Below are 18,457 nucleotides of genomic sequence, written 5' to 3'. Positions count from 1 at the left end.
CCATCTCCAAGGCCGGCGTGCATGACGCCGGCCAACTCAACTGTCGCGGCGGCCGCTCAGCGGCCCAGATAAACCTCGATCACGCGCTCGTCGGCCTGCACTTGGGCCAGCGTGCCTTCGGCCAGTACCGAGCCGTCGCAGAGCACGGTGACTTTCTCGCTGATGGTGTCGATGAACGACATGTCGTGCTCCACCACCATCAGCGAATGCTTGCCTTTGAGGCTCAGAAACAGCTCGGCGGTGCGCACGGTTTCTTCGTCCGTCATGCCGGCTACCGGCTCGTCGAGCAGCAGCAATTTGGGCTCTTGCACCAGCAGCATGCCAATCTCCAGCCACTGTTTCTGGCCGTGGCTGAGCAAGCCGGCCTGGCGCGTGACGCTGCCCGCGAGATGGATGGTGTGCAGCACTTCGGCAATGCGGTCGCGCTGCGTGCCGCTCAGCCGGAAAGCCATGGACTGCGCCACGCCCTTGTGGGTTTTGAGGGCTAGCTCCAGGTTTTCGAACACCGAGAGCTGCTCGAACACCGTGGGCTTTTGGAACTTGCGGCCAATGCCCATGGCGGCAATCTGCGGTTCGTTGTAGCGCAGCAGATCGATGGTGGAGCCGAAGAAAACCGTGCCTTGGTCGGGCCGGGTTTTGCCGGTGATGATGTCCATCATCGTCGTCTTGCCCGCGCCATTGGGGCCGATGATGCAGCGCAGCTCGCCGGGCGCAATGTCGAGGTTCAGGCCGTTGATGGCCTTGAAGCCGTCAAAGCTGACGTGTACGTCTTCCAAGTAAAGAATGCGGCCGTGCGTGAGTTCTACCTGGCCGGCCACCACGGGCCGCGCCATGCTGGCGTTGCGGCCGCCGGATTCGGTGGCGCTGCTGCTGGCGCGCTGCTGGTAATGGGCCAGGCGCTCGGCGCCTTGTGCCATGAGCTCGGGGGTCATGCGCGGGCTCCTTTCAAGGCTGGTGTGTTACTGGCGCTGGCTGTCTCAGCGGTTGGCGCAGCGTTCTGTGCCTGACGTTTGGCGCGCCATTGGCGAATCTGCTCGGGCAGGCGGATCAGGCCGCCGGGCATGAACAAGGTCACCACAATGAAGAGCGCGCCCAGCACGTAGAGCCAGAACTCGGGCGCAGCCATGGTGAGCCAGCTTTTGCCGCCGTTGACCGCAAACGCGCCGATGATCGGGCCGACCAGCGAGGCGCGGCCGCCCACTGCCGTCCACACCGCCATTTCGATGGAGTTGCCCACGCTCATTTCGCTGGGGTTGATGATGCCGACCTGCGGCACATACAGCGCGCCGGCCAGGCCGCACATCATGGCCGAGATGACCCAGATGGTCAGCTTGTACTGCAGCGGGTTGTAGCCGCAGAACATGGTGCGTGATTCGGCGTCGCGCACCGCTTGCAGCACACGGCCGAACTTGCTTTGCACCAGCCAGCGTGCGAGCAGGTAGCAGCCGAGCAGCGCCACGCCCGACAGCGAGAACAGCAGCACATGCATTTGCGGCGTGTTCAGCGAGACGCCGAGAATCGACTTGAAGCCGGTAAAGCCGTTGTTGCCGCCAAAGCCGGTTTCGTTGCGAAAGAACAGCAGCATGGCCGCATAGGTAAGCGCCTGCGTGATGATGGAGAAGTACACGCCCTTGATGCGCGAGCGGAAGGCGAAGTAGCCGAACACGCCAGCGAGCAGGCCGGGCAGCAAGAACACCAGCAGCACGGTGGCGGTGAAGCTGCCCGACAGCGCCCACGACCAGGGCAGTTCTTTCCAATCCAGAAAAGCCATGAAGGGTGGCAGCGCGTCGGGGCCGGCGGCTTCGCGCATCAGGTACATGCCCATCACATAGCCGCCCAGCGCAAAGAACAGGCCGTGGCCCAGACTGAGAATGCCGGTGTAGCCCCAGATCAGGTCAATGGCGAGCGCGCAGATGGCATAGCACATGAACTTGCCGAGCAGGCCGACCATGTAGTCGGACAGATGCAGTGCGCTGCCTTCTGGCACCAGCAGATTGAGGGCCGGCGCCACCGCGCAGATCACGATCAGCGCGAGCAGAAAGCCTGTCCAGCCCTTGGCGGATAGCAGCGGCGCGGGCTTGGGCAGTTCGATGGAGATGGATGGGCTTGTCATGTCAGTTTTCCCTCATGCAGGCAAGGCGCTAAGCGACTCAGGGGTTCTCTCATTCCGATCAAGGCGCATGGCCTGCGCAACGGGCGCGGCCCAAGTACGGGACACCGAGGAAGGGCCGCCCCGCACCGAGGGTGTCGTCCCCCTCGAGGGGGAAGGCGCGAAGCGACTCAGGGGGTGTTTCATATTTCAGCGCTACGGCCCTTCAAGGCAAAAATGCCTTGCGGACGCTTTTGGATAAAGACCACGATGAACAGCAGCACCGCAATCTTGGCGAGCACCGCGCCGGTCCAGCCTTCGAGCAGTTTGCTGAGCACGCCCAGCCCCAGCGCGGCATACACCGTGCCAGCCAGTTGCCCCACGCCGCCGAGCACGACGACGAGGAAGGAGTCGACGATGTAGTTCTGCCCCAGATCCGGCCCCACGTTGCCGATCTGGCTGAGCGCACAACCGGCCAGGCCCGCAATGCCGGAGCCCAGCGCGAAGGCGTAGGTGTCGGTGCGGGCCGTGTTGACGCCCACGCAGCTGGCCATGGAGCGATTTTGCGTGACGCCGCGCACAAACAAACCCAGGCGCGTGCGGGCAATCAAATAGGCCACCGCGCCCAGCACCAAGAAGGCAAAGAGCACGATGCAGATGCGGTTCCACGGCAGCGTCAGGTTGGGCAAGAGCGCTACGCCGCCGCTCATCCACGAGGGGTTTTCCACGCCCACGTTTTGCGCGCCGAACAGGCTGCGCACGGTTTGCTGCAGCACCAGGCTGATACCGAAGGTGGCGAGTAAAGTCTCCAGCGGGCGGCCGTAGAGAAAGCGGATGACGCCGCGCTCCAGCACCGCGCCCACCAGCGCCGACACCAGAAAAGACACGGGGATGGCCAGCACCAGGTACCAGCCAAAAGCAGCCTCGGGCAGCAGGCGCTGAAACGCCAGTTGCACCAGGTAGGTGGCGTAGGCGCCGATCATGATCAGCTCGCCATGCGCCATGTTGATCACGCCCATGAGCCCGTAGGTGATGGCCAGGCCCAGCGCGGCCAGCAGCAGCACCGAGCCCAGGCTGATGCCGCTGAAGATCTGGCCCAGGCGCTCGCCCCAGGCCAGGCTGTCGGCAATTTCTGCGAGCGCGCGCTGCAAGGCTTTTTGCACGGCAGGGTCGCTTTCTTCGGCCAGGCGCTGGTTCAGCAGCAACTGGGTTTCGGGCGTTTTTTCTTGCAGCAATTGGCCAATGGCGTGCAGGCGGGCGCTGGGTTCTTCGCTGGTCAGCTCGCCCGCAGCCTGGGCGCGGGCCAGCAGGGCTTTGACCTCGGGGTCGGATTCTTTGGCGAGGATTTGCGCAATCAGCTCGGCACGTGTGGCGTCGGGCTCGGCGGCCAGTTTGGCAGCGGCTTGGCGGCGCTCGGATACATCGCTGCTGCCCAAGGCCAGCACGGCTTGCGCGGCCTCGATCACGCCGCGCAAGTAGTTGTTGTTGACCACGTCTTCGGCATCGGCTGGCAGCTGGGCGGCTGCGCCGGTGGCCGGATCGCGGGCCTGGTTGTTTTGCACGATAAAGGCCTGGCCGTTGGCGGTTTTGACTTCGTCATTGGCCAGCGCGGCCAGGAAGGCGGCCACTTGCGCATCGGGCGTTTGCACGGCCTGGTTGATAGCGGCAACGCGCGCTTCGGCATCGTCTGCCGCAGCCATTTGGAAAGCCTGTTCGGCTGTCAGCGCGTGCGCGGCGCTGCTCAGCGTGCAGAGCAAAAGCAGGGCGCTGATGCCGGCCTGGGCGCGCACCCAAAACATCTGCCGCAAGCGGGAGAGAGAGGGAATACCGGTGATGCGTTTCATGGCTCGCGGTCTGGGAAGTGGTCGCTTGGTCAGGCGAATGGGTAGGGCTGAATGAGGGCGTAGTGATTGAAACCAGCACCCTCACCCCAACCCTCTCCCGCTGGCGGGAGCGGGGGCCAAACGGGGAGAGGGAGCAAGGCAGATCAGCTGGCGGATTTGCCGTCCGGTTCGTCCTTCTTCTTGTCGTTGCCTTCGATGAACGGGCTCCAGGGCTGGGCTTTGACGGGGCCCTTGGTTTTCCACACCACGTTGAACTGGCCGTCGGCCTTGATCTCGCCCACCATCACCGGCTTGTGCAGGTGGTGGTTCTTCTCGTCCATCTTCACGGTGAAGCCATCGGGCGCGGCAAAGGTTTGGCCGGCCATGGCAGCGATGACCTTGTCCACATCCGTGCTCTTGGCCTTCTCGACAGCTTGCTTCCACATGTGAATGCCGATCCAGGTGGCTTCCATCGGGTCGTTGGTGAGCGGCTTGTCCTTGTGGCCGGGAATGTTCTTGGCCTTGGCGTATTCGCTCCACTGCTGGATGAAGGCCGTGTTGGTGGGGTTCTTCACGCTTTGGAAGTAGTTCCAGGCGGCCAGGTGGCCCACCAGCGGCTTGGTATCGACACCGCGCAGCTCTTCTTCGCCCACGCTGAAGGCCACCACCGGCACGTCTTTGGCCTTGAGGCCGGCATTGCCCAGCTCTTTGTAGAAGGGCACGTTCGAATCACCATTGATGGTGGAGATGACCGCTGTTTTACCGCCGCTGGAGAACTTTTTGATATCGGCCACGATGGTCTGGTAATCGCTGTGGCCGAACGGGGTGTAGGTTTCCAGAATGTCGGATTCCTTCACGCCCTTCGATTTGAGGAAGGCGCGCAGGATCTTGTTGGTGGTGCGCGGGTAGACGTAATCGGTGCCCAACAGCACAAAACGCTTGGCGCCGCCGCCTTCTTTGCTCATCAGGTATTCGACGGCGGGAATCGCTTGCTGGTTGGGCGCAGCGCCGGTGTAGAACACGTTCTTGGAGAGCTCTTCACCTTCGTACTGCACGGGGTAGAAGAGCAGGCCATTGTTCTGCTCGAACACCGGCAGCACCGATTTGCGCGACACGCTGGTCCAGCAGCCAAACACCACGGCCACCTTGTCTTGCGTGATCAGCTGCTTGGCTTTCTCGGCAAACAGCGGCCAGTTGGAGGCCGGGTCCACCACCACGGGCTCCAGCTTTTTGCCGAGCACGCCGCCCTTGGCGTTGATGTCGTCAATCGCCATCAGCACCGTGTCCTTGAGCACGGTTTCCGAGATCGCCATCGTGCCCGAGAGGCTGTGCAGCACCCCCACTTTGATGGTGTCCTGCGCTTGTGCAGGGGACGAGAAGGAGAAAGCGACAGCCACAGAGGCGGCCAGGACGTTCAGGGTTCCACGACGGTTCATTGCACCACTCCAACAAAAAGCTCGGTCACGATCGACCGTGCATGCTGCAGTGCAATAGGCGTGCCAATTCTGTTTTTATGCCTCGTGCATGAGGAGTGAGTAGGTGCACTCGCCAAGCACGCGCCGGCCGGTCTGCTGGCGCTGGCCAGCTTTTGGCACCGGGCGTGCGCCAGCTTGGTGCGCCACGCTGGAGCGTGTTTGGTGCACATGCACCGAAGCTGGGTGCGCGCTGCCGACTCTGCGCAGTTTGGTGCATGGCGACGGGTGGTGCTGCCCGTTTCTGGTGCCGCTGTTCCAAGTGTGTGCACGGTTGGCCCGCTTTTTGCAAGCTGGCTGTCAGGCGCGCAGACAGCAGTGCGCGAGCTGATTGATCGAGCTATGGATCAACGCGAAATGGAATTGACTCCTCGCGTTCAGCCGCGTAGTCGCGGCTGCGCGGGCATATTTTTAGAGGTATGGAGCGAAGCGAAATGGAACTGACTCCCCGCGTTCAGTCGCGCGGTCGCGACTGCGCGAGCCAATTTGAAAGCAATGGAGCGGCGCGAAATGGAATTGACCCCCGCGTTCAGCCTGCGAATGCGGGCTGCGCGAGCTGACTTATCGAGCTATGGAGTGAAACGGAATGGAATTAACCCCTCGCGAAAAAGACAAGCTGCTGATCTTCACAGCCGCCTTGCTCGCCGAGCGCCGCATGGCACGCGGCCTGAAGCTGAACTACCCCGAAGCGGTGGCCCTGATCAGCGCCTTTGTGATGGAAGGCGCGCGCGACGGTAAGACCGTGGCGCAGCTGATGAGCGCAGGCCGCACGGTGCTGACGCGCGCCGATGTGATGGACGGCATTGCCGAGATGATTCCGGACATCCAGATCGAAGCCACTTTCCCCGACGGCACCAAGCTGGTGACCGTGCACGAACCCATTGTTTAAAGCCAGCACCTGACTATGAAAATGCCCAAACTCCTTGCCACCTTGGCGGCCTCTGCGGCCGCGCTGCCCTTGTCTGCTCTGGCCCATGTGGGTGCGGATGCTGGCGGTCACCACAACTTTCTCGACACGGCAGCGCACGCGTTTGCGCACCCGTTTACCGGCGCTGATCACTTGGCCGCCATGCTGGCCGTGGGCGCATGGAGTGCGTTGACGGTCACGCCCGCATGGCGTGCGCCTGCCGCATTTGTGGCGTTGCTGGTGGCTGGCGCAGCGGCCGGTTTTTCCGGCCTGTCGGTGCCCGGGGTGGAGCCGATGATTGCGGCCTCGGTGCTGGTGCTGGGCTTGCTGGTGGCGGTACAAAAGAAAATGCCTTGGGTATTGGCTGCGGCCTTGGCCGGGTTGTTTGCTTTCTTCCATGGAGCGGCCCACGGCTACGAGCTGGCGGGCGGCGCAGGTGCATCGGCACTGGCCGCATTGGCTGGCATGGCGCTGGGTTCGGGCTTGCTGCATGTGGCTGGCATGGTGTTGGGCAAGGCGCTGATGCAGCGCCACCAGTGGTTGGCGAAAGTGGGCGGTGCAGCGACTGCCGCGCTCGGTGCCTTCATGCTGACCCGCCTGGCCTGACACGGAGCACGCCATGATTCCTGGAGAACTTTTGTTGGACGAGGGCGCGCATGTGCTCAACCCAGGCCGGCGCACGCAGCAGCTGGTTGTCATCAACGCCAGCGACCGGCCGATTCAGGTGGGCTCGCACTACCACTTTGCTGAGACCAATGCCGGCCTGGAGTTTGACCGCGCCGCCGCACACGGCATGCGCCTGAACATTGCCAGCGGCATGGCCGTGCGCTTTGAGCCCGGCCAACAACGCACGGTGGAGCTGGTCGAGATTGGCGGCGACCGAAAAATCTACGGCTTTCGCGGCCTGGTTCAAGGAGCGCTCTGATATGGCAACGATGGAAAGACGCGCCTACGCCGAAACCTTTGGCCCGACCGTGGGCGACCGCGTTCGTCTGGCCGATACCGAGCTGATCGTGGAAGTGGAAAAAGACTTCACGCTCGCCGCAGGCGGCTATGGCGAAGAGGTGAAGTTTGGCGGTGGCAAAACCATCCGCGACGGCATGGCGCAAAGCCAGCGCAGCCGCGAGCAAGGCGCGATGGACACAGTGCTGACCAATGCGCTGATCATCGACCACTGGGGCATCGTCAAGGCCGACATTGGTTTGCTGAACGGCCGCGTTGCTGCCATTGGCAAAGCCGGCAATCCGGACACGCAACCGGGCGTGGACATCATCATTGGCCCGGGCACCGAGATCATCAGCTGCGAGGGCAATATCGTCACCGCAGGCGGCATAGATACGCACATCCACTTTATCGCGCCGCAGCAGATTGAAGAGGCGCTGACCAGCGGCGTGACCACCATGATTGGCGGCGGCACCGGCCCGGCGACCGGCACCTTCGCCACCACTTGCACGCCCGGCCCCTGGAACATGGAGCGCATGCTGCAAGCGGCCGACGCCTTTCCGATGAACCTGGGTTTTCTGGGCAAGGGCAATGCGAGCTTGCCGCAGGGCTTGCACGAGCAGATCAGCGCCGGCGCAATCGGCCTGAAGCTGCACGAAGACTGGGGCAGCACGCCAGCGACCATCAGCAACTGCCTCGATGTGGCGGAAGAGACGGACACGCAAGTGGCCATCCACACCGACACGCTCAACGAGAGCGGCTTTGTCGAAGACACCGTCGCCGCCTTCAAGGGCCGCACCATCCACACCTTCCACACCGAAGGCGCGGGCGGCGGCCATGCGCCCGATATTTTGAAAGTGGTGGGCGAGGCGAATGTGCTGCCCAGCTCTACCAACCCCACGCGGCCTTACACTATCAACACGCTCGATGAGCATGTCGACATGCTGATGGTGTGCCACCACTTGGACGCTGGCATTGCCGAAGACTTGGCCTTTGCCGAAAGCCGCATCCGCAAGGAGACGATTGCGGCCGAAGACATACTGCACGACATTGGCGCGATCAGCATGTTCAGCTCAGACAGCCAAGCCATGGGCCGTGTGGGCGAGGTGATTTTGCGCACCTGGCAAACCGCGCACAAGATGAAGCTGCAGCGCGGTGCTTTGAGCGGCGACGGTGCGCGCAACGACAACTTTCGCATCAAGCGCTATATCGCCAAGTACACCATCAACCCCGCCATTGCGCACGGCATCAGCCACGAAGTGGGCAGCATCGAAGTGGGCAAGTGGGCCGACATCGTGATCTGGAAGCCCGCGTTTTTTGGTGTCAAACCGGCTTGCATTTTGAAAGGCGGTTTCATCGCCATGGCTGCCATGGGCGACCCGAATGCGTCCATCCCCACGCCGCAGCCCGTGCATTACCGGCCCATGTTCGGCGCCTTTGGTGGAGCCATTGCCAAGACCTCGCTCACCTTTGTTTCGCAAGCCGGTTTGGCGGCAGGCATTGGCCAGCGCTTTGGCCTGCACAAAACACTGTCGGCGGTGAAAGGCATTCGCGGCGTGCAAAAGCAGCACATGATCCACAACGATCTGGCGCCGCGCATGGAAGTGGATGCGCAAACCTACGCCGTGCGTGCCAATGGCGATCTGCTGACCTGCGAGCCCGCCAGCAGCCTGCCGCTGGCGCAGCGTTATTTTTTGTTTTGAGAGTTAGAGCAAGCCATGGAGCTGTACTTCACCCTGGACCCCGCCACCGATCCGCGCGTGGTCGCCTTTTTGCAAGAGCATCTGGACGACATGTACCGCATCTCGCCGCCCGAGAGCGTGCATGCGTTGGACGTGACCCAGCTGCGCCAGCCGGGCATCCGGTTCTGGACCACCTGGTTGAGCGAGAACGATGGCGATATAGATTTGCGCCTGGTGGGCACCTGCGCCTTGAAGGAGCTGGAGCCTGGTCATGCCGAGCTCAAGAGCATGCGCGTAAGCGCCGCATTGCGCGGCAAAGGCATTGCGCAGCAAGTGCTGGAGCATGCGATTGCGCAAGCGCAGGCGAGCGGTGTGCAACGCATCAGCCTGGAGACCGGCACCGAAGCTTTCTTTGCCCCTGCGCGCCAGTTTTATGCGCGCAATGGCTTTGCGCTGTGCGAGCCATTTGGCAGCTACGTGCTGGACCCTAACAGCTGTTTCATGACGTGCGAGCTTGCTCCGACTGTACAGGCGGTGCCGGCATGAGCGAGATGCTGCAAGTCTCCAAATGCCTGCAAGGCGGCCACGGCCTGGCGCCGGTTTTGCTCAAGCGCGCGAGCAGCGTGGAGCTCGACTGGGATGTGCGCCAGAAAAGCCGCTTTGCCGCCACCGACAGCCTGGGCCGTGCGCTGGCCGTGTTTTTGCCACGCGGCCAGGCGGTGCGCGGTGGCGATGTCTTGGTGGCCGAAGACGGCTCGCTGATCCGCGTGTTGGCTGCGCCGCAAAAGGTGTTGCACATCACCGCTTGCGCCGAGCACGGAACGCCGTTTGATTTGATGCGCGCAGCCTACCACCTGGGTAACCGCCATGTGCCGATTGAGCTGCAGCCCGACCACCTGAAGATCGAGCCCGACCATGTGCTGGCCGACATGCTGCGCAGCATGCACATGACGGTGGCCGAGGCCGATCTGCCGTTTGAGCCCGAAGGCGGCGCTTACGGCGGCCATGTCACCAACGACGGCCACAGTCACCACCACGGCCACGCGCATGCGCACGGCCATGGGTATGACCACGGGCACAGCCATGAACACTGAGGCAGCGTTTGCCGCCACCAACGCGCAAAGCTTTTTGCAGCTGATGTGGCTGGCTTCGCCGGCTTTGCCGATTGGCGGCTTTTCGTACTCGGAAGGTTTGGAGGCGGCCATCAACGCAGCGCTGGTGACGAACGAAGCCGAGGCCGCGCAGTGGTTGCTGCAGCAGTTGCAACTGGCGCAGGCGCGTGGCGATATGGCGGCCATTGCACAAGCACTGGCTGCTTGGCAACGCGACGATTACGAGCGCATTGCCGCGCTCAACCAGTGGGTGCGCAGCACGCGCGAGACCAGCGAGCTGCGCTTGCAAACCGAGCAGATGGGCCGCTCTTTGGTGGAGTGGTTGAAGAACCGTTATGCCGACGATGCCGAGCTGCAGGCCCGCACCCGCTGGCTGGCCGCGCAAGATGCGAGTTACCCGCTGGCTTTCTCGTTTGCTGCGCACTGCACCGGTGCTGCCGCACGCGATGCGCTGCTGGCCTTTGCGTTTGGCTGGGCCGAGAACATGGTGCAAGCCGCCATCAAAGCCGTGCCGCTGGGCCAGAGCGCTGGCCAGCGCATTCTGGCGCGTTTGACGCAAGAGATTCCCGCTGCTGTCGAGTACGCGCTGGCCTTGCCAGAGCAGGCGCGACAAGCTTTTTCCCCGATGCTGGCGATTCTGTCAGCCCAGCACGAACACCAGTATTCACGCCTTTTCAGATCATGAACACCCCTGCACTGCACCACATTCCCAAGCGCACAAAAAAGCTGCCGCCGCTGCGCGTAGGCATTGGCGGGCCGGTCGGCTCGGGCAAGACCACCATCCTCGAAATGCTGTGCAAAGCCATGCGCGACAAGTGGGACCTGGTGGCGATTACCAACGACATTTACACCAAGGAAGACCAGCGCCTGCTGACCATCAGCGGCGCGCTGCCGGCCGAGCGCATCATGGGCGTGGAAACAGGTGGTTGCCCGCACACGGCGATCCGCGAAGATGCGTCGATCAACCTCGAAGCGATTGACCGCATGCTGGGGCAGTTTCCGAATGCGGACATCGTGTTCATCGAATCCGGTGGCGACAACCTGGCCGCCACCTTCAGCCCGGAGCTGAGCGATTTGACGATCTATGTGATTGACGTGGCCGCAGGTGAGAAGATTCCACGCAAAGGCGGGCCGGGCATTACCAAGAGCGATCTGTTCGTGATCAACAAGACCGACTTGGCACCGCACGTGGGCGCCAACTTGGAGATCATGCGCAGCGATACGGTGAAGCAGCGCACCACGCCCAAAGGCTTGAAGCCGTTTGTCATGACCAACCTGAAAACCCTGGACGGGCTGGACGAAGTGGTGGCCTTTATTGAGAAGCAAGGCTTGCTCGCCGCCTGAGCCAGACAAAGGCGCGACAGGCCGCATTTGGCGGCCTGCGCGGCGGCCCTTACCATCGCCGCGCCTGCAACGGAGATTGCAGGCGTCTGAACAGGAGGTGGTATGAAAGTTTTTTGGATGGGCTGGGGCCTGGCCTTGGCGTTGAGCGGCTGCGTGAGCACCAGCGATATTGCGCAGACCGGGCAGAACACTTACAGCGTGAGCGCCAACGGCGACGATTCGCGCACTTTGGGCGATACGCGCACGAAGACGCACGAGGCCGCACAGGCCAAGTGCCAGAGCATGGGCAAGACCGTGCAAGTCATCTCCGACAAGAACGAGCGCACCGCCTTTGGCGGTAGCGTCTTCCCCAAGCACACGCTGAATTTCCGCTGCCTGTGAGCCGCAGCGGATAGTTGCTCAAGCCTGCGCGCTGTTCAAGGCAAAAGCGGTGTCGGGGTGAACGCGGCCTTGGGCCTGGTACCAGGCCAGCCAGTCAGATGCTGCAATGCCGGGCCGCCCTTGCACCGTAGCCGGCAGCGCTTCGTAAACCAGCAGTTCCATGGTTTGAACGGTGCCGCCGTGCAAGTGCACGGGCAGGGTGAGCAGGCGTTTGGCGTACTCGCCCATGTCGCGCGGCCAGATGCCTTCGATGCCGTCCAGCGCTTGCTCCAGCGCGTCGTCAATCGGGTAGACCTCAGCCAGCACGGCTTGCGTGCCTTGCAGGCTCAGGCCGGGGTACCAGCCCAGGTCGTACAGGCTGCCCCTGAGCGTGGTCTGGCCCAGGCAGATGATGTCCGGATCGAGCCGGCAAATGTCGTTAACGCCGCCGGCACGCAAGGTGCCGTAGACGGCGACGTGGCGAGCGCCACAGGCGCTCCAGACTGGGGCGGAAAAAGGGGCGGGCGCTGGGCTGGGTGTCTCGGTCATGGTGGCTAAAAATGGTTGCGCTGCAATCAAGCAATTTTCTTGCCAGGGCAAGGCTCAGTCGCGGTGCTCCATGACTTGTTCTGCCGCCTTTTTGACCTTGGCAATCTCGCGGCTGGGCAGCGGTGTTTCGCCCGTGGCCATGCGCATCAGCAGGCAGTGCAGCATTTCGGTGGACAGGCCGTGCAGCACCAGGCGGTGGCCGGCGCGCAAGGTAGACAGCGGCACCAGCGGGTGTTTGTTGTTGAGCATGACCAGGTGCTCGGGCGAGGAGAGAATTTTGGCCGCGTAGATGGCCACGGTCTCGTCGAGCTGCAAGGAGTTGCTGGCGCGCCAGAAATCGTTGTCGGTGAGCAGCAGCTGGTAGACCGGCGTGTAGACCTCGATGGCCGATTGCAGATCGAGTATGTTCAGCGCGCCGTGCGGCATGTCTTCCAGCGCCAGCGGCGGGTCGCGGAGCATGGAGAAATCAGGCTCGGCCACCGGGCCCATGTGCTCGCCGCGGCTGCGCAGCGAGGTGTTGAGGCGGATGACAAAGTTGAACAGGTTCAGGTCGTGCTTGAGAAACAGCTCGTCCTTGATGTCGTCGATGGTCTGTGGCTCCAGCGGCTTGGTGGGCACGGGCGTGGGCGCATTCGCGCCGATGAAGCTGAGGATCTGCGAGCCCAGGTGGAAGTGGCGCATGATGAGCCAGTTGGCCTCGGGCGAGACAAAGCGGTTCATGCTGAAGGCCAGGGTGCGGTGCAGCAGTTTGGAGTGCGCCCAGCTTTTGGGCAGCAGCACCTTGAGGATCTGGATCAGGATGATCGACAGCCGCGCCAGCGGCCGCAGAAAAGGCAGCAGAAACTGGCGCGAGCGGCTGCTGGAGTCTTTGAGCCAGGCGGCCTTCACATGGTCGGGCAGCGGCGTACTGTCGTCGAGGTAGAGCGCCAGCCAGGGGCTGGGGTCGCGCTCGTCGTGTGGGATTTCGCGGAAATCGGTCATGTCAGTCCTTGGCCGTGTCGCCCAGGATATGGGCGAACTGCATCAGATACAGCTGCGCAGTGTGGCGCGCCGTGGCGGTGATGGCGCGGGCCGCGCTGCCGGCCTGGGCCGGGTCTTCCAGCGCCATCACCATTTGCACGGCCAGCAGCCAGCGCTCCAGGTGGTTCTCGTCGTTGGCGCCGTGGTATTCCAGAAAGCGAAAGCACTCCGGCCCCAGCGCCAGGCTTTGGCGCAGCAGCGGCAGCAGGCTCGGCACAATGCGCTGGCCCGTGCCTTCGATGATGTAGATGGCGCCCAGCAGGCCCACCGGGTTGCTGGTGGCCGCCAGGCTGTGCAGGTAGCTGTTGAGCGCCTGGCCGCCGGGGTTGCGCTGCAGTTGTGCGATGTCGGTGACGGTGCCGCCTGCGTTCAAATAGTCCTGGTGCAGAATTTTGAAATCGTTTTGCTCTTCGCCCGCGTGCACGCCGATGAGCGAGGCCAGCTCGGCGTAGTCGCCGGTGAGCGAGGCGGCGCCTTCGCGCATCCAGAGGCTGCCTTCGCGCACCTGCGGAATCCACTGGCTCATCCAGCGCACATAGTCGGCGCTTTGCATGCGGCCGCTGCGAATGCGCTGCACCAGCGGCGTGCGCCAGACTTGCGAGCGGTAGTCGTGCCAAATGCTGGCCAGCTCGGTGAGCAGCGGCGCCAGGCCGGCGGGCGCGGTGGCTGGGTCGTGCGGCGGCTCGATCTGTTCCGCCGCTGGCGCAGCTTCTGCGTGGGGTTTTGCGGGCGTGGCGACACTGGTTTTGCCTTGGCCGGCATCGGCCCGGGCTTCTACTTCCAGCAGCATGTAGCCTGCGGTAAAGCGGCCCGATTCGGGCACAAAGCACAGCATGGTGTCGCCCGCTTTGAGCTGCGCATGCTGGGTTTGCAGGTATTCGGCCAGCATGACGAAGATGGACGCCGCGCCCGTGTTGCCGCGCCAGGCCAGGTTGCTCCACCAGCGCTCACGCGGGATGGCGAGCTGGGCTTTGTTCAGCAGCTCATCGACCACGGGGATGAATTTTTCGGACGAGTAGTGGCAGAGAAAGTGGTCGATGCCGCGCTCGGGCAGCCAGCCCTGGTGGGCGATGCGGGCGTACTCGTGGATGCAGACGTCGAACAAATGCGGCAGCAGGCGAATGTCTTGGCGCAAAGCCAAGGCGCCAGCAGCTTCGGCCTCGGACCAAGAAGGGAAATCGAGGTGGCTGCGGGCGCGGTCGTGCGTCAGGCCCAGCTGCATGCAGACCGGGTAGTCGCCGGCAAAGCTGCGCTGGTGCGTCCAACGCAGTTTCAGGCACAGGTCGGGGCGCTGTGGTATAGGCGCGGCTGCGCCCAGCAGCACGGCGCCAGCGCCGTCGCTCAGCATCCAGCGCAGAAAATGCGCATCGAAATCGGTGTCGTAGCCTTGCGCAGCGTAGCGCGATTTTTTGAACAGGCGCGAGGGCATTTCGCTGGCCACGGCCAGCGCGTTGGCATGCTGGCCGTGCTCTACCGCCAGCGCAGCGCCTTGCAGTGCGCCCACGCTGGCTGCGCACACGCCGTGCACGCTGAGCAGCTCCATCGGCGGGGCGGCCATTTCGCCCTGGATCATGCTGGCAAAGCCGGGCATCAGCGTGTCGCCACCCGAGGAGCCGCTGGCGAGGTAGCCCACGTCAGCCAGCTTGCGGCCGGCCAGATCCAAACAGGCTTCGATGGCGCGCTGCGCCATTTGCGCGTTGCTGAAAACGGTGCTGCCATCGGGCGCAATGGCGTAGTAGCGCTGCTGGATGCCGTTCTCGGCCAGGATGCGGCGCTTGATGCGCTCGGACAGCCGGTTGAGCGGCGCCACATAGGTGTCCATGGCATCGTTGGCGACCGGCTCACCTGGCATGAAGAGCCCGGCAGACTGAACATAGACTTGCGAATAAGCAACTGGCATAGGCGACTACTTTTTCTCCAGCGGTGGCATCAGCGATTGGCTGCGCAAAGGCCGCCATAGCAGACCACCGACAAATACCCGCGCCATGTACGGCAGCAGGCCTCCCTCGTTGAGCGCCGGATCGACCCGGTCGCGGTAAATGCGCTCGTGCAACCCGCCCAACTGCGACCAATGCGCATGCGGGCATTCGTGGTGCGCGGTGTGCAGGCCAATATTAAAAAGCAGGGGGTTGACCAGACCTTCGAAATTGCGCGCGTAGTTCAGTTTGGCACCGGCGGTATCGCGCTGCGCTCTGCTGATGCGCCGGCCGTCGGCGTGTGCATGCTGCAAGTAGTTGGTGGCCAGCAGCCAGTGCAGGCCATGCAACTGCGGCAAGATCACCAGCAGCAAGGCCTTTTGCCAATCCAGCGCCAGCAGCAGCGCCCAACTGCCCAGCCACAGCACGTACTGGCCCATGCAATAACGAAAAGCGCCGGGCGCATGGCGGCGCAGCTTGCCCAGCCAGCGGATGAACAGCGGGTACAGCACCCATGCCGCTTGCAGCGGGTGCAGCAGGTAGCCCCAGAGGTGGTTGGTGTCGCCGCCAAAACGGTAGGTGCGGGCGATGTCTTTTTCGCTGTGCTTGTAGCGGTGGTGGTTGGCCACATGCGCTGGCCAGAATACAAAGGTGGGATGGCCTTGCAGTAGCGTGAGCCAGTAATCGGTCAAGCGGTTGGCCCAGCGGCTGTGCGGGCCGCGCCACATGCGCAAGTGCGTGTGGTTGTGGTGGATGACGCCGACGCCCAGCGTCAAAAACAGCTCCACCGCGTACAGCCACCACACCCAGCCGTGCTGCCATTGCCACCAGACGATCAGCGGCAGCGCCGTGAGGTAGAGCAGCGATTGCCAATCGCGCCAGTGGCGCAGCCGAGGCAGAACAAGAGGGCTTGAGGTGCTGGCGCTGCGCGGCATGCAAACAAGGGTTCAGGACGAGGAGCGCGCAGGCGCCGGGCGCTGCGGCAGCGGATCGGCTTCGCTGCGCAGGAAGCGGTCCATGAAGGCAAAGGCAAAGCCGTAGTTGCCTGCCGGCCGCGCATGGTGCAAGTGGTGGCGGCGGCTGGCGGCCAGCGGGTGGCGCGGGCCGGTGTTGGGGAAAAAATCGTAGTTGGAGTGGCCGACCGCGTTCAGGAAAATGCTGAACACCGGCACCGAGGCCAGCGACCAGAAGGCAAAGTCGTGCAGCACCATGGGCAGCAGGATGACGTTGCCCATCATCATGGCTTCGACCGGGTGGAAGCTGTACGTGGACCAGGGCGTGACGACGACCGAGCGGTGGTGATCGCCATGGAAGCGTTTGAACCAGCGCGTGTGCAGCAGGCGGTGGTTGATCCAGAAATGCACGTCGTTCCAGATCAGCAGCACCCAGATCTCGATGGCGATCTGCCAGCCGCTGGGGTTGACGGCAAAGTGCGCCCAGCCCAGTTGCACAAAGCCCCAGGGCACGATCATGCCCAGGCCGAAGATCAGGATGGAGTGGAAAGACTGGCGCCATTCGCGCTGCAGCTGGTCGGGCTTGAGCGGGCGCGTGTCGAGCACTTTGCCAATGCCGTGCTTTTGCAAAAAGCGGGTGAGGGCGCTCATGCCAAAGCCGCCAGCCAGGTAGAGCGCACTGAAAAACAGCAAGCCCCAAGCCATGACCTGCCAGGCAGAGAGGTTGGTAAAAGCTTGGGCTGCTGTCATCACTCTTTATTGCGCGCGGATGTTTTGCTCTTTGATGATGGTACCGAGCGCCTTGACATCGGCATCGATGCGGTTCTTCAGGCCTTCGGGCGAGCTGCCGACGGCTTGCCAGCCTTGGGCCGAGAGCTTGGCGCGCATTTCAGGCGTGCGCACGATCTCGCTCACGGCAGTGGCCAGCTTCTCGACATGGGCCTTGGCCATGGATTTGGGCGCGGCGACGGCGTTCCAGATTTCCAGATCGTAGTTGCCTACGCCCAATTCCTTCAGGCTGGGCAGACCGGGTGCCAGCGGGCTGCGAGCGGCCGAGGTAACGCCCACGCCGCGCAGCTTGCCGGCCTGGATTTGCGCCATGGCCAGCGCAGGCGGCAGCATGGACAGCTGCAGATCGCCGCCCTGGATGCCGTTGAAGACTTGCGGATAGCCGGCGTAGGGAATGTGCTCGGGCTTGAGCTTGGAGCGGCTCTTGAGCAGTTCCATGCCCAGGTGGCCCACGGTGCCAACGCCGGGCGAGCCATAGCTCCACTTGTTGCCGGCTTGGGCGCCGGCGTCAAAAAATGCCTTGCCTTCGGGGGCCGAAGCCGGTGCCACCAGCACCAGCGGGGCCACGCCGATGAGGCTGACGGGCTGCAGATCGGTCAGCGGGTTGTAGCGCACGGCTGGGTTCAGCAGCTGGGCAATCGTCATATTGCCGTTGATCATGACGCTGAAGGTGTGGTCGTCGGCCTTGGCCACGTATTCGCCAGCGATGTTGCCGCCAGCGCCGACCTTGTTCTCGACGATGATGGTCTGGCCCAGGGCTTTTTCCAACGGCTCGGCCAGGGCGCGGGCGGTCAGATCAGGCGAAGAGCCGGCGGGAAAGCCCACGATCAGGTGCAGCGGCTTGCTCGGCCATTTGTCGGCCGCAAAAGCGCCGGACGCCATGCAGGTGGCTGCGAGGGCAGCGGTGAGCAGGCTGCGGCGGGGCAGGGTGAAGGTCATTGAATACTCCGTGGTAGCTGGAGCCTGCGCGGTGGGAGGTTTATGCGTTTGTATGTCCGCCGATTCCGCCACAGGCCAGAGAAAACGCACCGGCTGCTTGCCGGGTGCGTTGCAGATTATCGCCAATTGTGATGTGGGGGGCGGGGCTGATAGCCGAGTGTGGTGGGATTCCATCGGCCTCGGTGTCGCTGAGGGCCGGCAGCGTGGCCGGTTGGGGGTGGCGTTTGCATGGGCAATGTGGGGCTTGCTTTGCGCTGGTAGGATAGTTTTTAACTGGCGTTGGTGGGCATTGCTTGCGGCGGCTGGCCGGGACTCGCCCCGGCAGGCGACCCCCTTTTTGCCCAGCCAAAAAGGGAGGCGAAAAATCTGCCCCACATCCAGCGTCCCCGAAAGCTTCGCGTAGCGAATCTTTCGGGGCAACCTGCGGCCACAACAAACGCCGGCGTGCGGCGAAACTCGCTTGTATCGTTAAAGCGTTCGGGGATGGCCCGATCAGGGCTGGCGTATGCAGGGAACTCCCTGAGGCTTGCAACCTGTCGCGTAGATATGCAGCGCCAGTC

At 63.3% G+C, this 18,457-nt stretch carries 19 protein-coding genes; 9 read left to right on the top strand and 10 right to left on the bottom strand.

Translation table 11 applies throughout. The annotated features are described in order from the left end of the window. Positions 1-56: 56 nt before the first annotated feature. The 4 genes from urtD to urtA all read right to left on the bottom strand — a co-directional run bounded on the left by urtD (position 57) and on the right by urtA (position 5,348). Positions 57-932, bottom strand: a complete 876-nt coding sequence (gene urtD, locus ACFIQF_RS24065; protein WP_393946166.1) for an urea ABC transporter ATP-binding protein UrtD — start codon at positions 930-932, stop codon at positions 57-59. Beyond that, a complete protein-coding gene (gene urtC, locus ACFIQF_RS24060; protein WP_393946165.1) occupies positions 929-2,113 on the bottom strand; it encodes an urea ABC transporter permease subunit UrtC in 1,185 nt (394 codons plus the stop codon). The genes urtD and urtC overlap by 4 nt, the downstream gene beginning before the upstream one ends. Before the next feature lie 179 nt (positions 2,114-2,292). Further along, positions 2,293-3,888, bottom strand: coding sequence for an urea ABC transporter permease subunit UrtB (gene urtB / locus ACFIQF_RS24055; protein ID WP_393946183.1), 1,596 nt, complete (start codon positions 3,886-3,888; stop codon positions 2,293-2,295). 188 nt (positions 3,889-4,076) lie between these two features. Further along, entirely contained in the window at positions 4,077-5,348 is a 1,272-nt protein-coding gene (gene urtA, locus ACFIQF_RS24050) for an urea ABC transporter substrate-binding protein (RefSeq protein ID WP_393946163.1), read from the bottom strand. A 622-nt stretch (positions 5,349-5,970) separates the two neighbouring features. Between urtA and ACFIQF_RS24045 the strand changes: the two genes are divergently transcribed. The 9 genes from ACFIQF_RS24045 (at position 5,971) to ACFIQF_RS24005 (ending at position 11,752) form a co-directional block, all read left to right on the top strand. Next, a complete protein-coding gene (locus tag ACFIQF_RS24045; RefSeq protein WP_393946162.1) occupies positions 5,971-6,273 on the top strand; it encodes an urease subunit gamma in 303 nt (100 codons plus the stop codon). Between the two features lie 15 nt (positions 6,274-6,288). Beyond that, complete coding sequence (locus ACFIQF_RS24040) at positions 6,289-6,897, top strand: HupE/UreJ family protein (protein ID WP_393946161.1); 609 nt, start codon at positions 6,289-6,291, stop codon at positions 6,895-6,897. A gap of 13 nt (positions 6,898-6,910) precedes the next feature. Then, positions 6,911-7,216, top strand: coding sequence for an urease subunit beta (locus ACFIQF_RS24035; RefSeq protein WP_393946160.1), 306 nt, complete (start codon positions 6,911-6,913; stop codon positions 7,214-7,216). A gap of 1 nt (position 7,217) precedes the next feature. Next, complete coding sequence (gene ureC, locus ACFIQF_RS24030; RefSeq protein WP_393946159.1) at positions 7,218-8,936, top strand: urease subunit alpha; 1,719 nt, start codon at positions 7,218-7,220, stop codon at positions 8,934-8,936. 15 nt (positions 8,937-8,951) lie between these two features. Then, positions 8,952-9,461 (top strand): GNAT family N-acetyltransferase, encoded by a 510-nt coding sequence (locus ACFIQF_RS24025; RefSeq protein ID WP_393946158.1) that lies wholly within the window; start codon positions 8,952-8,954, stop codon positions 9,459-9,461. Between the two features lie 5 nt (positions 9,462-9,466). Then, positions 9,467-10,009: an urease accessory protein UreE gene (ureE, locus tag ACFIQF_RS24020; protein WP_393946182.1), complete on the top strand. Its 543-nt coding sequence runs from the start codon at positions 9,467-9,469 to the stop codon at positions 10,007-10,009. Further along, positions 9,981-10,712, top strand: a complete 732-nt coding sequence (locus ACFIQF_RS24015) for an urease accessory protein UreF (RefSeq protein ID WP_393946181.1) — start codon at positions 9,981-9,983, stop codon at positions 10,710-10,712. The genes ureE and ACFIQF_RS24015 overlap by 29 nt, the downstream gene beginning before the upstream one ends. Then, positions 10,709-11,371, top strand: coding sequence for an urease accessory protein UreG (gene ureG / locus ACFIQF_RS24010; RefSeq protein WP_393946157.1), 663 nt, complete (start codon positions 10,709-10,711; stop codon positions 11,369-11,371). The genes ACFIQF_RS24015 and ureG overlap by 4 nt, the downstream gene beginning before the upstream one ends. Before the next feature lie 102 nt (positions 11,372-11,473). Further along, complete coding sequence (locus ACFIQF_RS24005; protein ID WP_393946156.1) at positions 11,474-11,752, top strand: hypothetical protein; 279 nt, start codon at positions 11,474-11,476, stop codon at positions 11,750-11,752. Positions 11,753-11,770: 18 nt separating this feature from the next. Here the strand turns inward: ACFIQF_RS24005 and ACFIQF_RS24000 are convergent, their stop codons facing one another. From ACFIQF_RS24000 to ACFIQF_RS23975, 6 genes are read right to left on the bottom strand one after another with little or no spacing between them, the layout of a single operon-like run. Next, the gene (locus ACFIQF_RS24000) at positions 11,771-12,280 is read right to left on the bottom strand and encodes a gamma-glutamylcyclotransferase family protein (RefSeq protein ID WP_393946155.1); all 510 of its coding nucleotides are present in this window, start codon (positions 12,278-12,280) and stop codon (positions 11,771-11,773) included. A gap of 54 nt (positions 12,281-12,334) precedes the next feature. Then, positions 12,335-13,261 carry a DUF6999 family protein gene (locus tag ACFIQF_RS23995; protein WP_393946152.1) on the bottom strand — a complete coding sequence of 309 codons (927 nt, stop codon included), beginning with the start codon at positions 13,259-13,261 and terminating at the stop codon, positions 12,335-12,337. A 1-nt stretch (position 13,262) separates the two neighbouring features. Then, entirely contained in the window at positions 13,263-15,200 is a 1,938-nt protein-coding gene (locus ACFIQF_RS23990) for an iron-containing redox enzyme family protein (RefSeq protein WP_393946151.1), read from the bottom strand. A 6-nt stretch (positions 15,201-15,206) separates the two neighbouring features. Beyond that, a complete protein-coding gene (locus ACFIQF_RS23985) occupies positions 15,207-16,151 on the bottom strand; it encodes a fatty acid desaturase (protein WP_393946150.1) in 945 nt (314 codons plus the stop codon). Between the two features lie 12 nt (positions 16,152-16,163). Beyond that, positions 16,164-16,919 (bottom strand): sterol desaturase family protein, encoded by a 756-nt coding sequence (locus ACFIQF_RS23980; protein ID WP_393946148.1) that lies wholly within the window; start codon positions 16,917-16,919, stop codon positions 16,164-16,166. A gap of 6 nt (positions 16,920-16,925) precedes the next feature. Beyond that, entirely contained in the window at positions 16,926-17,897 is a 972-nt protein-coding gene (locus ACFIQF_RS23975; RefSeq protein ID WP_393946146.1) for a Bug family tripartite tricarboxylate transporter substrate binding protein, read from the bottom strand. Between the last annotated feature and the right edge of the window lie 560 nt (positions 17,898-18,457).

Source organism: Comamonas trifloxystrobinivorans (genome assembly GCF_043359985.1).
In the GTDB taxonomy this organism is placed as follows: Bacteria; Pseudomonadota; Gammaproteobacteria; order Burkholderiales; family Burkholderiaceae_C; genus Comamonas; species Comamonas trifloxystrobinivorans.
This window is presented reverse-complemented; position numbering and strand designations above follow the sequence as displayed.